Source organism: Sporosarcina sp. P13, assembly GCF_002743055.1.
Classification (GTDB): Bacteria; Bacillota; Bacilli; order Bacillales_A; family Planococcaceae; genus Sporosarcina.
In genome coordinates, this window is the sequence record NZ_PDYM01000001.1 from 150,948 (window position 1) to 165,264 (window position 14,317).

At 40.7% G+C, this 14,317-nt stretch carries 12 protein-coding genes; all 12 read right to left on the reverse strand.

What is annotated here, in order from left to right:
• Nucleotides 1–157: 157 nt before the first annotated feature.
• Nucleotides 158–934 (reverse strand): GTP-sensing pleiotropic transcriptional regulator CodY, encoded by a 777-nt coding sequence (gene codY / locus CSV79_RS00760; protein ID WP_099687123.1) that lies wholly within the window; start codon nucleotides 932–934, stop codon nucleotides 158–160.
• 86 nt (nucleotides 935–1,020) lie between these two features.
• On the reverse strand, nucleotides 1,021–2,412 hold the full coding sequence (hslU, locus tag CSV79_RS00765) for an ATP-dependent protease ATPase subunit HslU (RefSeq protein WP_099687224.1): 1,392 nt from the start codon (nucleotides 2,410–2,412) through the stop codon (nucleotides 1,021–1,023).
• Between the two features lie 3 nt (nucleotides 2,413–2,415).
• The gene (gene hslV, locus CSV79_RS00770) at nucleotides 2,416–2,955 is read right to left on the reverse strand and encodes an ATP-dependent protease subunit HslV (RefSeq protein WP_099687124.1); all 540 of its coding nucleotides are present in this window, start codon (nucleotides 2,953–2,955) and stop codon (nucleotides 2,416–2,418) included.
• A gap of 8 nt (nucleotides 2,956–2,963) precedes the next feature.
• Nucleotides 2,964–3,863 (reverse strand): tyrosine recombinase XerC, encoded by a 900-nt coding sequence (xerC, locus tag CSV79_RS00775; RefSeq protein WP_099687125.1) that lies wholly within the window; start codon nucleotides 3,861–3,863, stop codon nucleotides 2,964–2,966.
• 426 nt (nucleotides 3,864–4,289) lie between these two features.
• Nucleotides 4,290–5,600 carry an FADH(2)-oxidizing methylenetetrahydrofolate--tRNA-(uracil(54)-C(5))-methyltransferase TrmFO gene (trmFO, locus tag CSV79_RS00780; protein ID WP_099687126.1) on the reverse strand — a complete coding sequence of 437 codons (1,311 nt, stop codon included), beginning with the start codon at nucleotides 5,598–5,600 and terminating at the stop codon, nucleotides 4,290–4,292.
• Nucleotides 5,601–5,637: 37 nt separating this feature from the next.
• Complete coding sequence (topA, locus tag CSV79_RS00785) at nucleotides 5,638–7,713, reverse strand: type I DNA topoisomerase (RefSeq protein ID WP_099687127.1); 2,076 nt, start codon at nucleotides 7,711–7,713, stop codon at nucleotides 5,638–5,640.
• A 125-nt stretch (nucleotides 7,714–7,838) separates the two neighbouring features.
• On the reverse strand, nucleotides 7,839–8,717 hold the full coding sequence (gene dprA, locus CSV79_RS00790) for a DNA-processing protein DprA (protein WP_099687128.1): 879 nt from the start codon (nucleotides 8,715–8,717) through the stop codon (nucleotides 7,839–7,841).
• A 76-nt stretch (nucleotides 8,718–8,793) separates the two neighbouring features.
• Nucleotides 8,794–9,696 (reverse strand): succinate--CoA ligase subunit alpha, encoded by a 903-nt coding sequence (gene sucD, locus CSV79_RS00795; protein WP_099687129.1) that lies wholly within the window; start codon nucleotides 9,694–9,696, stop codon nucleotides 8,794–8,796.
• 18 nt (nucleotides 9,697–9,714) lie between these two features.
• Nucleotides 9,715–10,875, reverse strand: coding sequence for an ADP-forming succinate--CoA ligase subunit beta (gene sucC, locus CSV79_RS00800; RefSeq protein WP_099687130.1), 1,161 nt, complete (start codon nucleotides 10,873–10,875; stop codon nucleotides 9,715–9,717).
• A gap of 114 nt (nucleotides 10,876–10,989) precedes the next feature.
• Nucleotides 10,990–11,277 carry an EscU/YscU/HrcU family type III secretion system export apparatus switch protein gene (locus CSV79_RS00805; RefSeq protein WP_099687131.1) on the reverse strand — a complete coding sequence of 96 codons (288 nt, stop codon included), beginning with the start codon at nucleotides 11,275–11,277 and terminating at the stop codon, nucleotides 10,990–10,992.
• Nucleotides 11,274–13,529 (reverse strand): L,D-transpeptidase family protein, encoded by a 2,256-nt coding sequence (locus CSV79_RS00810; RefSeq protein ID WP_099687132.1) that lies wholly within the window; start codon nucleotides 13,527–13,529, stop codon nucleotides 11,274–11,276. The genes CSV79_RS00805 and CSV79_RS00810 overlap by 4 nt, the downstream gene beginning before the upstream one ends.
• Complete coding sequence (locus CSV79_RS00815; protein WP_099687133.1) at nucleotides 13,526–14,299, reverse strand: ribonuclease HII; 774 nt, start codon at nucleotides 14,297–14,299, stop codon at nucleotides 13,526–13,528. Before CSV79_RS00815 ends, CSV79_RS00810 begins: the two co-directional genes overlap by 4 nt.
• Nucleotides 14,300–14,317 lie beyond the last annotated feature (18 nt).

Sequence of the window (14,317 nt, forward strand, 5' to 3'; positions counted from 1 at the left end):
GACAAGAAAATACAAAAAAATACTCGAACACAACTCTAATAAAAAAAAAAAAAACCGCATGAATCCAAGTTACAAGAACCTTGGTTTCATGCAGTATAAATTTTGATTTTTTTTGTTAATCACACTAGAATATCTACTTATGTTCCAGTCTAGACTTTTATGAATTGTGCTTTTCAAGCTCTGCTAAAAACTTATCATTTAGCACTTTAATATACGTACCTTTCATACCTAAAGAACGTGATTCGATAACACCAGCACTCTCTAGTTTACGCAAAGCGTTGACGATTACAGAACGAGTAATTCCTACGCGATCCGCAATTTTAGAAGCGACAAGTAATCCTTCATTGCCGTCCAACTCTTTAAAGATATGCTCAATTGCTTCATGTTCACTGTAAGAAAGAGAATTGATCGCCATTTGCACTACTGCTTTACTACGTGCTTCTTGTTCAATTTCCTCAGATTTCTCACGTAAGATTTCCATACCAACTACAGTCGCACCGTACTCAGCAAGAATTAGGTCATCTTCTTCAAAGCCATCCTTCAATCTAGCCAAGATCAATGTACCTAAACGCTCACCGCCACCGATAATCGGAACAATCGTTGTCAAACCGTCTTTGAACAAATCTTTGTTCTCTACAGGAAATACTGTATATGAACTTTCGATACCTAGGTTTGAAGATGTTTCTTGAATTTCAAACAAACGACCCGTATACTCTTCAGGGAATTTACGCTCTTCAAACATTTGTTTCATACGGTCGTTATCGATCTGATGATGTACTTCCAGACCAAGCAATTTACCTTTTCGACTTACAATGAACGCGTTACAATCAATGACGTCACTTAGTTCCTCGGCCATCTCTTTAAAGTTGACTGGACCACCAGCACTCTTTTGTAGCATCGCATTAATTTTTCTTGTTTTTACTAATAAACTCATTTCTATTGTTCCTCCTTATAATCCCCTGTTAACTTTATTGAATATTCTAAAGGTTTTTAATCATTAAATAAACAGATACGACTTGCTTATAGAATAAAATGTGACAAATCTTTGTTTTTTACAATTCCTTCTAACTTCTCATCCACGTACGCAGGCGTGATTTTGATAGAAGCCGGTCCAATCTCAGCAGCCTCAAAAGAAAGATCCTCTAACAACTTCTCTAGAATCGTATGCAATCTTCTTGCACCAATGTTTTCTGTCTCATTATTTACTTCGAATGCAATTTCCGCAAGTTTACTAATTGCATCGTCGGTAAACTCAATTTCCACTTCTTCCGTAGCAAGCAATCGCTCATATTGTTTTAGTAATGAAAAATCAGGCTCTAGCAGTATGCGCTCCAAATCAGCTTTTGTCAATTTATCTAATTCTACGCGTATCGGAAATCTGCCTTGAAGCTCCGGAATGATGTCTGATGGTTTGGACATATGAAACGCACCTGCTGCTATGAATAAGATATAATCAGTCTTCACAGCACCATACTTTGTCGTCACAGTTGAACCTTCTACAATCGGTAGAATATCACGTTGGACACCTTCACGAGATACTTCTCCAGAAGATTTTTGGTTGCTACTTGCAATTTTATCCATCTCGTCTAAAAAAATAATACCAGCTTGTTCGGTCATTTCAATTCCTTTACGCGCTACTTCGTCTTGATCTATCAACTTATCCGCTTCTTCTGCTTCCAACGCCAACCGTGCATCTTTTACTTTCATTCGACGCTGAACAGTTTTTTTCGGCATAAGCGAAGAAAGCGCATCTTGCATTCCAGACATATTTTCCATACCAGAGCCTTGAAATGCATCGAACAATGAAGGTTGCTGAGTTGTCACATCTATCGTGATCATCCGTTCCTCAATTTGCCCTGCTTTCAATTGCACAGCAATTTCTGAACGTTTGCGTCTGATTTCTGTTTGCTCTTCAGGCGTTTCTTCTTGCGTCTGTCCTTTTTGGCCAAAAAACATTTCAAATGGATTTTGTCCATTGCTTTGTTTTTTAGCTTCAGGCACGAGCAGCTTTACTAAACGTTCTTCTGCTAATACCCGCGCTTGCTCTTTAACGGATTCGCGCATATCTTCTTTCACCATACGCACGCCGACTTCAGTCAAATCACGGATCATCGATTCAACGTCACGTCCTACATAGCCTACTTCCGTAAATTTTGTAGCTTCTACTTTAACAAACGGCGCATGAATTAATTTAGCAATTCGTCTAGCGATTTCAGTTTTCCCTACACCTGTAGGTCCAATCATTAAAATATTCTTCGGAATCACTTCTTCTTGCTCTTCTTCAGTTAACTGCATTCGTCTATAGCGATTTCGCATGGCTACAGCAACAGCTCTTTTCGCTTTCTCTTGTCCGACAATAAAACGATCTAAGTAAGCAGTAAGCGCTTTTGGAGTCAATTCTTGTTTCATCATCACTCACAGCACCTCCACAATGATTTCATGATTTGTGTATACACAAATATCCGCCGCCGTTTCCAATGCAGCTCTCGCAATTTCTTCGGCCGTTAAACCATTACTATGATTTTTCAACGCTCTACCAGCAGCCAATGCATAATTCCCACCAGAACCAATCGCCAAAATTCCGTCATCTGGTTCAATGACTTCACCGGTACCCGATACTAATAATAACGTCTTTTGGTCCATTACGAGCAACATCGCTTCTAACTTACGTAAAATACGATCTCCGCGCCATTCTTTCGCGAGTTCAACAGAAGCCCGTTGAAGATTGCCATCATACTCCATCAATTTCGCTTCAAATAAATCGAATAACGTAAAGGCGTCCGCTACAGAACCTGCGAATCCAGCAAGCACTTTTCCATTAAACAACCTACGGACTTTTTTCGCTGTATGTTTCATAACGACTGCATTACCCATCGTCACTTGTCCGTCACCTGACATAGCACACTGCCCTTCATGATGAACCGCAAAAATCGTTGTAGCATGAAATTCCATGATCTTTCCTCCTATGCACGAGGGTGCGTTTGTAAATACGTTTGACGTAAATGTTCGTTCGTGATGTGTGTGTATACTTGAGTAGATGATAAATGACTGTGACCGAGCAATTCCTGCACTGAGCGAAGATCAGCACCCGCGCCTAGTAAATGCGTAGCAAACGTATGCCTAATCATATGAGGTGTAATTTTCGTATGCAACGCAGCACGCTCCATCAAATCATTCAAAATATAGCGCACACCACGATCTGTTAAAGGATCACCACGTAAATTCACAAATAACATAGCATGCTTTTTTTGTTTCATTAATCGCGGTCGGCTAGCTTCCATATATTCTTGCAACGCCTCTTCCGCAAAGCTTCCAAAGGGCACAAAGCGTTCTTTTCTACCTTTTCCCATCACTTTAACGATTCCTAAGTAATAATCTACATCTTGCACTTCAATAGCAACCAATTCTCCTACTCGAATTCCCGTCGCATACAGCAATTCTAGTAACGCGCGGTCACGCAATGAACGGGTATCTTCTCCCAAAGTCACCTCAAACAATTTCTCTAGTTCTTGTTCATAAAAAAAAGCTGGTAAGCGCTGCTCTTTTTTGGGATGATACAACAAACGAAAAGCCTGGTCTTCGATACCATAACGCGCATGAATAAATTTAAAAAACGAACGAATGGCTGAAATTTTTCGAGAAATACTCGCTCTTGCAAATTTGCGATCATATAAGCGAGTGACATACAGTCTCGCTACGGCATACTCTACTTCTTGTAAGTCATCGATTCGTTCTCCTGTTAAAAACGTCAAAAATTCCCGAAGATCTTTTTCATACTCCTTTATAGTGTAGGATGAATAGTTTTTCTCCAGGCGAATATAAGATACATATTCATCTGCCAATTCATTTATTTCAGGAACCACTTTATCACCTCACAGTGAATTGTAAGTAATTGAAGTCGATACCGAATATTCTTAATATTACGAAACGTATATAATTTGGAATGTAATGTCTAATCCAAATGTTCTCCATGAAACACTATACAATAGCATAGATTTTTGGGCAACTTTGAAAACGGATTCATGTTCAGTTATTCCCTAAAACCTTTCGATTGACACATGTCGTTCAAATATTTGGTATTCGATTCTAGCTAAAACCTATCCGCTATGTTAAAAGACGTCCTGTTAACGCATTAGTTTCATCGCAAATATAAAAGACTGGAACAAAAATTAATAAAATAAAAAAAACCGCATGAATCCAAGTTACAAAACCTTGGTTTCACGCAGTTTTAATTTTTACTTTCTAGTTAATTATAATAGCTTTTCCACCTATATCCCAGACACTTTTAGTTAAATGATTGTTGTTTCTCTAAATTCTTTTAACGCTTCCAAAGCACGATTGGCTTGTTTTTCTGCACGTTCCGCCTTTGATCGAATACGCTTGCCTAGATCCGGGAACAGTCCAAAGTTGATATTCATCGGTTGGAAGTTTCTTGGATCCGCTTCAGTAATATAACGCGACATACTGCCAAGTGCCGTTTCTCTTGGGAAACGGATCGGTTTACCACCTTTTGCTAAATGAGCAGCATTGATACCGGCGATTAATCCAGAGCCTGCAGATTCAACATAACCTTCTACACCTGTCATTTGTCCGGCGAATAGAATGGTCGGTTGAGACTTTAGCTGGTACGTACAATTCAAAACTCTCGGTGAATTGATGAACGTGTTTCGGTGCATTACGCCATAGCGAACGATTTCCACATTTTCCAAACCTGGAATCAGTCGCAGTACTTCTTTCTGCGCACCCCATTTTAAATGCGTTTGAAAGCCAACTAGGTTGTATAATGAACCTGCTGCATTATCCCGTCTTAATTGAACAACAGCTGTCGGCTCTTTACCTGTCCTTGGATCTTCCAAGCCCACTGGTTTCAAAGGTCCGAAAAGCATTGTTTTCACTCCACGCTTCGCCATCACTTCAATCGGCATACAACCTTCAAAATACATTTCTTCTTCAAAGTCTTTTAACGGAGCCACTTCTGCTGAAATGAGCGCCTGATAGAAACGATCAAACTCTTCCGCATTCATTGGGCAGTTCAAGTAGGCCGCTTCGCCCTTATCATAACGAGATTTCAAATAGACTTTTTCCATATCGATAGAATCGCTTTCTACGATAGGAGCCGCCGCATCATAGAAATATAAATAATCTTCCCCAGTCAGCTCGCGTATTTCCTCGGCAAGCGCCGGTGATGTTAAGGGACCCGATGCAATGACCGTAATTCCCTCTGGCAGTTTCGTCACTTCTTCGTTAATCACTTCAATATTTGGGTGATTTCGAATTTGCTCTGTCACGTTTGCCGCAAACTCATGTCGGTCTACAGCTAACGCTCCGCCAGCTGGGACTGCGCAACGATCCGCCGATTGGATGATTAATGAATCCAACTGACGCATTTCTTCTTTGATCACTCCAACTGCATTGGTTAAGTTGTTAGCCCGTAAAGAGTTACTACACACTAACTCTGCAAATTTATCTGTATGATGGGCGGGGGTTTGTTTAACTGGACGCATCTCGAACAACTTCACTTGAACACCTCGATTTGCTAGTTGCCAAGCAGCCTCACTTCCGGCTAAACCCGCACCAATTACATTTACAGTTTGTGTCATTTCAAATACCTCTTTCTCGTTATGTTCAGTTGCCTAATTAACCCTGTGGCTGTTCTTTATAATCACATTCCGTACATTGAATTTGGACACCTTTTTTCAGACGTTTCTCTACTAATGTCTGCTGACACTTCGGACACGGTCTAGAAATCGGCTTATCCCATGACACATAATCACATTCTGGATATTGGTCACAGCCGAAGAATATTCTCTTCGTCTTACTCTTACGCTCGACCACTTCGCCTTCTTTACACTTCGGACATGTTACGCCAATTGGCTTGATGATCGCTTTCGTGTTTCTGCAATCGGGGAAGTTAGAGCAAGCCATGAACTTTCCGTAACGGCCCATCTTATAGACCATTGGTGATCCACACTTTTCACAATCTTCGCCAGCAGGCTCGTCTTTTATTTCAATTTTTTCCATTTCCGCATCTGCGACTTCCACATGTTTCTCGAAATCCCGGTAGAATTCATCGATTACTTTACGCCATTCAATACTTCCTTCCTCAACATTATCAAGTCTCCGCTCCATTTGCGCGGTAAATTCGATATCAATAATATCCGGGAAATATTGATTGACTGCCTGATGTACAATCCCACCTAGCTCTGTCGGAATAAATCGCTTAGCATCTAGTGTAACATACCCACGTTTTTGGATTGTATCTAGCGTTGGTGCATACGTAGACGGACGACCTATGCCTAGTTCTTCCAACGTTTTCACTAGGCGCGCTTCCGAATATCTTGGCGGCGGTTGCGTGAAGTGTTGTTTCGGATCGATTTCTGCATAGGCAATCTTTTCACCTTCTTCAAGCGGTGGGAGGATGTTCTCCTTTTCCTCTTGTTGATCATCGTCGCCTTCAATATACACTTTCATAAAACCTGGAAATTTCACTTGAGAGCCTGAAGCGCGGAATCGAATGTCGCCATTTAAGAAATCTGCGGTAACCGTATCTAAAATCGCGGGTGCCATCTGACTTGCAACAAACCGTTCCCAAATGAGTTTATATAAGCGGAACTGATCTCTAGATAAGAACGCTTTCATAGCTTCAGGAGGCCGCATCGCTGATGTTGGTCGAACAGCTTCGTGCGCATCCTGTGTGTTCGTCTTCGCTTTTGTTTTCGCTGGTACAGTGGAGATGAATTCTTCACCATACATCGTTTGTATGAACGATTTCACTTCGTCTTTTGCCGTATCGGAAATTCTGGTCGAGTCTGTACGCATGTAAGTAATCAAACCGACTGTTCCTTCTTTTCCAATCGCAATACCTTCATATAATTGTTGAGCAAGCATCATCGTTTTCTTTGCACGGAAGTTCAATTTACGTGCCGCCTCTTGTTGAAGTGAGGATGTAGTGAACGGTAATGCTGGATTACGCTTACGTTCTTTTTTCACTACTTTATTTACTTCAAATTGATCTGGTTCAAGCGCGTTGACGATTTTTTCTACTTGCTCTTGATTGGTTAGCTTTATTTTCTCTTTCGCATCGCCATAAAATGTACCTTCAAATGTTTTCTTACCTTTTGTGAACTGCGTCGTAATAGACCAATATTCTTCCGGTATGAATGCATTGATTTCATTTTCTCGGTCAATGATCAAGCGCAAAGCTACAGACTGAACTCGTCCTGCTGACAACCCTTTTTTTACTTTCTTCCAAAGGATTGGACTGATATTGTAGCCTACGAGTCTGTCCAAAATTCTTCTAGCCTGCTGCGCGTCTACTAAATTCATATTAATTGGACGCGGATTTTTAAATGAATCTTTAATTGCATCTTTTGTAATCTCGTTAAATACGACTCGACAGTCGGATTCGATATCAACACCTAGTTGATGTGATAAATGCCAAGCAATTGCCTCTCCTTCGCGATCCGGGTCAGCCGCGAGAAAGATTTTCTTCACTTTTTTTGCTTCTTTTTTTAATTCTGAGAGGATTGGTCCTTTTCCTCGAATTGTAATATACTTCGGTTCATAATTATTTTCGGTATCTACCCCCATTTGGCTGCGGGGTAAATCGCGTAAATGGCCAAGTGATGCACTCACTTTATACTTTTTCCCTAAATAACGTTCAATCGTTTTCGCTTTAGCAGGTGATTCCACAATTACTAAGTAATCTGCCATGTAGTTCCCTCCTTAGAGAGATTTCTTTGTATTTATTCAACAAAAGAATATCTGTTGCAAAATGTATAACAGTTTTACGGATAATGCAACCTTTTAAACATTTTGCTAGCGGAGGGAGAGTCAAATTACAGTAAGGAATCGATAATCTGGAAACCACTCCATAATGGCTTGGCACCTTCATCTAACAGCTTATTTGGCCCTGCAGATAAAGGCGAATCAATAGCTCCCGGTACAGCAAAAATTTCTTTTCCATGATCTAGCGCATGTTCCACTGTACTCATCGTACCACTCCTTTCGACTGACTCAGTAATAACAAGTGCATTCGACAGTCCACTGATGATTCGATTACGCATAGGAAATGTCCATTTAGCAGGCGAAAAATACGGTGGGTACTCCGTTACAAGTAAATGATTTTCCGCCATTTCTTGTGCGATTTTTTCATTTTTCTTCGGGTACATATGAGAAAATCCATGACCTAGTACACCAATCGTATCGCCACCATAGTCTATTGCTGCTCGATGTGCCAGTGTATCTGCACCTGCTGCTAAACCTGAAACAATCGGTATTCCATGATCCACAAGTGGCGGGACAATGAAATCTAATGCCTTCTTCGAGTAGCTTGTCGCCTTTCGTGAACCTATAATTCCAACTCGTGGCTGTTTTTTCAAAAGCTTTCGATTCCCCATACTATATAATATTGCAGGAGGATCACATAACTGTTTTAATTCTTTAGGATAGTCTGGATGAAAGGATGGAATGGGGATACAATTCATGTTTTCCAGCAGTTCAATCAGAGGGAAACGAGAGATTTCTTTATACTGTTCTGAAAATCGACTAGCCTTCTCTTTCGAAAGGTCAAATAAATGATTCCAATGTGCATTGGAATAAGACTCAAGATCGTCCAAAGACGGATTTTCTTCCAATAATAAATAGTAGCGATTAAACGGTACTGGATGAATGTAATGAAGGTTTATTAATTGTTTTTGTTGGGACGTAAATTGCATAGTAATCTCCTTTTTTCGACACTACAAGCAACGCACGAAAAAAGGTATAGCGGATTTTCTCGCTACACCTTTTAGTTTACTTCGTTTTACATTTTTCGTATAGTCCTTTTTCTTTCAGGACAGTAATAAGTGTTTCACCAATCACAGATGGCGTTGCTGCAACGCGGATATCGGCGGCTTCTAGCGCCTTGATCTTTTCTACAGCTGTTCCTTTACCGCCCGAAATAATCGCACCTGCGTGTCCCATACGCTTGCCCTCAGGAGCTGTCTGACCACCAATGAACCCTACGACCGGCTTCGTCATATGTTGCTTCACCCAATCAGCTGCTTCTTCTTCAGCAGTTCCGCCGATTTCACCAATCATTACTACTGCGTATGTGTCTGGATCTTCATTGAATGCCTTCAATACATCGATGAAATTCGTGCCATTTACCGGGTCTCCACCGATCCCAACCGCAGTTGTCTGACCAATTCCTTCTTGCGTCAATTGGTGAACCGCTTCGTACGTCAACGTACCAGAACGTGAAACGACTCCGACATGCCCTTTTGTATGAATATAGCCTGGCATGATACCGATTTTCGTTTCATCTGCCGTAATGACACCGGGACAGTTTGGACCGATTAAACGAGTCTTTTTACCTTCCATATAACGCTTCACTTTGATCATATCTAGCACGGGAATATGCTCAGTAATACAGATCGTCATTTCAAGATCTGCATCGACTGCTTCCATGATCGCATCTGCCGCATAAGGAGCTGGAACGTAAATGATGGAAACATTTGCGTCGGTAGCTTTAACAGCCTCTTCAACTGTATCAAAAACAGGTACACCCTCTACTGTTTGTCCGCCCTTTCCAGGTGTTACACCACCAACGATTTTCGTACCATATTCCAACATTTGCTGTGTATGGAACAGGGCAGTGGAACCTGTAATTCCTTGTACAATGACTCTTGTATCTTTATTGACATAAATACTCATGTTTTGTACCTGCCTTTCTTATCCTATCAACTCAACGATTTTTTTCGCGCCTTCTGCCATGGAATCAGCCGATACAATATTAATACCGGATTGTTCAAGCAGTGCTTTCCCGCGTTCTACATTCGTACCTTCAAGACGTACAACAAGCGGTACTTGAAGTTCAACTTCTTTAGCCGCTTCGATGACTCCTTCAGCAATGACGTCACATTTCATAATACCGCCAAAAATATTGACGAAAATGCCTTTTACTTTCGGATCAGATAAGATGATTTTGAAAGCGCCAGCAACTTTTTCTTTCTTTGCGCCGCCCCCAACGTCAAGGAAGTTAGCGGGCTCTCCGCCATAGTAGTGAATCGTGTCCATTGTTGCCATCGCAAGACCTGCACCATTGACCATACAACCGATATTTCCATCTAAAGAAATATAACTCAAGTCAAAAGTCGATGCTTCAATTTCTTTCGGATCCTCTTCATCAAAGTCGCGTAATTCAACAATATCTTTATGACGGAATGTCGCATTATCGTCAAAATTAAATTTCGCATCTAACGCAAGTACACGCTGATCTTTTGTTACAACTAGTGGGTTAATCTCCACAATCGATGCGTCTTTTTCACTAAATACTTTATATAGACCTAAAAATAAACCAACCGCTTTATTAACTAATTTACTCGGTATTTCCATATTAAACGCCATACGTCGCGCTTGGTAAGGAGCTAATCCAACGACTGGATCGATCACTTCGTAGAAAATCTTTTCAGGATTTTTCTCTGCTACTTCCTCGATTTCCACGCCACCTTCAGCCGATCCCATCAACGTCACGCGATCAGTTGCACGGTCCACGACAAGACCAATATAGAATTCTTTTTCAATATCGATTCCTTCTTCAACTAGAAGTCTTTTCACTTCTTGCCCTTCAGGACCCGTTTGATGTGTTACAAGTTGTTTACCGATCAATTCAGCTGCTACAGCGCGAACTTCATCAAGATCTTTGACAATCTTCACACCGCCGGCTTTTCCACGACCACCCGCATGAATTTGCGCCTTTACCACGATGGGCAAAGTTCCAATTTCCTTTGCAACTGCCACGGCATCTTTTGGTGAGAATGCAACACGGCCTTTCGAAACAGCCACACCATACTCTCTCAAAAGCTGCTTCCCTTGATATTCATGGATGTTCATAAGTACTGCCTCCATTCGATTTACAATTGCTTGAAACTTAACTACTTTATTATTGTAATCAAACCGTCACAAATTGTCCAAGAATGACTATTGTATAATAAAATTCTCTAAACTCTAACTATTTTTACGCCCTTTTTCTTTATCTAATCTGTAAATATATGCAAATACCTCAGAAACCGCTTGATACAATTCTTCAGGAATCGTTTCATTTACATTTAACTGGCCTAGTAATTCCAATAAACTCGGATCTTCTTGTATAGGAATATCATGCTCCTCAGCACGTTCAAGAATATTTTCAGCAATTTTCCCTTTCCCTTTTGCAATGACTTTAGGTGCGTCAGAAACTTCTGGATTATAGGATAATGCGAAGGCTTCTTTTCGTTTATAACGTTCTTCACTCATATCTTGTAATCCACTCCTCCTTCATTAGCATAGAAGGAGTTTGTAGTTTTTTCCACCGGTTGCGGCGACTTCACAAATGGTTTGAAGGTAATACCTGATAACTTATATCCTACACGTTCCAACCCCTCTTTCAATAGTGGTTGGAATGATAGACCGGTTGTTCGCAACGAAGGTTGTTTATTAAAAATCGTTAAATTGACTACTTTATTCTGCACATGCATATCAACCAAAGTAGTTTCAAGTGCTTCCAAATCCAAATAAAATAAAATTCTTGCAAATGCCGGATCAATTTGACCATTTTCTCTCATTCGTCCATTCCATTGAAGGGTAGCATCTATTTTTTCACCAAATAGTTCGAGTGGAAGTTGCATAATAAACTGTTGTTGAACGCTTGTATCTCCCGTCTGAATGATTGTACCATTCATGCGTAACACCATAGTTTCTGCCGCTTCACGTAACAACGGCGATAGAGATGGATCATGTAGTAAGGCGAGTAATTGCGGCTTCAATGTATTCGCAAGATTGGCCAAATCTGGTTCTTTACCACTTAATAATGCCTCATAATTTAAACCTAATGTGCTTAAAACACTTTGAATTGCCTCTTTCATAATAGGTCCATTCATCACTTGAGACAGTTGCATTTCAGCCGCTTGAATCATTTGCTTCACTTGTAGGTTACCTGACTTTTCAGCCACTTGAAGAAGCGTATGTAAGGCTTCTTCTACTTGTTCAGGTGGTAGTGACAAAAGCGCAGGCAAGGTTTGTTGCACGTCTTTCGCAATCGTTTGTTGTGAAGCTGCACCATTATTCATCGGTAACTCCTGGCGGCTAACTTGCTGTAATAGCGTTTGACTAAACTGCTCAATGAATGTCGCTTTTGTACTGTCGCTTGGTGCCTGTTGTGTGAATTGATTAAGTATCGTTTGCAAAGCATTTTTCATAGGTTTGGGTAGTGTTGGGTTGCTTAGTTGTTGTGTCAGGTTTTGAATAATTTCTTTGATTGTTTGTTGGTTTGCCACTGATGTCTGGTTTAATTGACTAAGGAAATTTTTGACGTTTTTCAATGTAATTATTGTATTTGACTGTTCGACTGTTTGACCAGTCGGTGCAACAGCTTGGTTCGTTAGCGCTTGTTCAATAGATGTAGTAAACACTTGGCTAAATTGCTGTGTCAGTGCTGTTTTAGCAGATTCAGTTATCGGTTGTCGGGTAAATTGTGCGAGCATAGTTTGCAGGGAATTTTTCATAGTTTCTGGAAGTGTGGAGTTTGTCAGTTGTTGCATTAGGTTACGAACGATCGTTTGCACCTCCGTTTGATTCGCAACAGGTGTTTGAATTAATTGTCGAAATAAGGTTTGCACTGCTTTTGGGATTGTTTGATTCACTTGTCCAGGTGCTACTACTAGTGTAAAAGGTATAACTGCTTTCCCATCTCCTGATTGCGTCACTAACTGTGCGAGCACTTGTGGTAAGTTAGCTAATGATGTGCGTGGCGGAAGTATATCCGCACTTTTTAATAATTGCAATGCAGCAAATCGATCTGCTTTACTCGCTTGAGGATCAAGTAATTGTGAAAGGCTTCGTTTGAGTAGTTCTTTACCTACGGACTGACTCACCGGATTCGCTAGCGCCTGTAGTGTATCGAGTAATTTCTCGCGCACAGCTGGCGATAAGTTCGACTCATTTTGAATTTCGACCTGTAATGTTGTGAGCTGTTGAGAGATCGTTCCCATCTGCGCCTGAAGCAATGATTGGAACACAACAGGTGTGAATGGTAGGCGCGCATTGGCTATTTTACTAATTGTCGCTAAAGCCTCCGCTTTCATTCCCTCGGGAGCAGTTTTTAAGAGGTTCGCCGCTTCCAATAAATTTTCTTTTGTTATTGGAATTCTCTGTTTGATTACCATTGCGAGAAGTTCTTTCATTTCGGGTGTCTTCGGTACATTTAGTGAATCCATTAATTGTGATAATTGTCTAGTTTGACCTTCAGCACTTTGGATTGGTCCTGAAATGACTTGTAATTGTAGTTCGGGTTCCGTGCTATTGACTTTAAAATAATAGTTGTCGCCTGCCTGCATAGGCACTTCTAACTTGGCGTACAGCTGTTGGTTGCCTACTTGTATTTGTGCCGTTTGACCCGGAAATAATTGTTGTACTTTACCATGAATCATTTGTCCTTCTTTTAGTATTAGTGGTTGTGTTTCAGTGGAAGTTACTTTTGTAGATGAAATGGATAAGGTACTCATATTCATTGTCGATCCCTCCACATTGATTTGATTGGTTCGAATGTTTTTCTATGATGTTCACAAAATCCGTAGTTTGCAAGTCCCTGTAAATGTTGTGGCGTTCCATAACCTGCATTTACGTTAAAGCCATACCATGGGAACTGTTCATGTAATTCATTCATTAGCTCATCCCGCGTAGTTTTAGCTAAAATTGAAGCTGCGGCGATTGCTAAACTTTTTTCATCCCCTTTGATAATGGAATGACTTGGACATTTTACAGTCAAGTTCATCGCATCAGCCAATACAACATCTGGCGCAGCGTCTAACTGCGCAGCAGCCTCTTCCATAGACTGTTTCGTTGCCTGATAGATATTTAGTTCATCAATGGCCGTTGCAGGTTGTACGTGAATTGAGTAAGCCACAGCTCGCTCTTTAATTAATTGTGCAAAGTGTTGTCTTTGTTCTTTAGAAATTTGTTTCGAGTCATCTACACCGACTAGGTCTGTGCACCCTTCAGGTAAAATGACTGCCGCTGTAACGACTGGACCTGCTAATGGACCTCTCCCCGCTTCATCAATACCTGCGACTAAACAGTTGGGAGTTCGTTTATATGAATCATCAAAAGATTTCTTCTGGACAAAGTCTTCCCTGAGTAGTTGTTTTTTTGCGTAGCGCTTTTTCCATTGAGTAATTGCCAGTTGCACACCTTTTCGTTCATCCGTTTCTAGTTCTTCTAACCATTGATTCGGTTCTTGTAATTGCTGTAATTGATATTTTATTTCTTGAATTGTTGTCAATTTCTTCACCTGTCCATC

Excerpts from the sequence above, each read along its gene's own strand:
- codY (WP_099687123.1), bottom strand. The coding sequence starts at position 934 with ATGAGTTTATTAGTAAAAACAAGAAAAATTAATGCGATGCTACAAAAG.
- hslU (WP_099687224.1), bottom strand. The coding sequence starts at position 2,412 with ATGATGAAACAAGAATTGACTCCAAAAGCGCTTACTGCTTACTTAGAT.
- trmFO (WP_099687126.1), bottom strand. The coding sequence starts at position 5,600 with ATGACACAAACTGTAAATGTAATTGGTGCGGGTTTAGCCGGAAGTGAG.
- topA (WP_099687127.1), bottom strand. The coding sequence starts at position 7,713 with ATGGCAGATTACTTAGTAATTGTGGAATCACCTGCTAAAGCGAAAACG.
- dprA (WP_099687128.1), bottom strand. The coding sequence starts at position 8,717 with ATGCAATTTACGTCCCAACAAAAACAATTAATAAACCTTCATTACATT.
- sucD (WP_099687129.1), bottom strand. The coding sequence starts at position 9,696 with ATGAGTATTTATGTCAATAAAGATACAAGAGTCATTGTACAAGGAATT.
- sucC (WP_099687130.1), bottom strand. The coding sequence starts at position 10,875 with ATGAACATCCATGAATATCAAGGGAAGCAGCTTTTGAGAGAGTATGGT.
- CSV79_RS00805 (WP_099687131.1), bottom strand. The coding sequence starts at position 11,277 with ATGAGTGAAGAACGTTATAAACGAAAAGAAGCCTTCGCATTATCCTAT.
- CSV79_RS00810 (WP_099687132.1), bottom strand. The coding sequence starts at position 13,529 with ATGAATATGAGTACCTTATCCATTTCATCTACAAAAGTAACTTCCACT.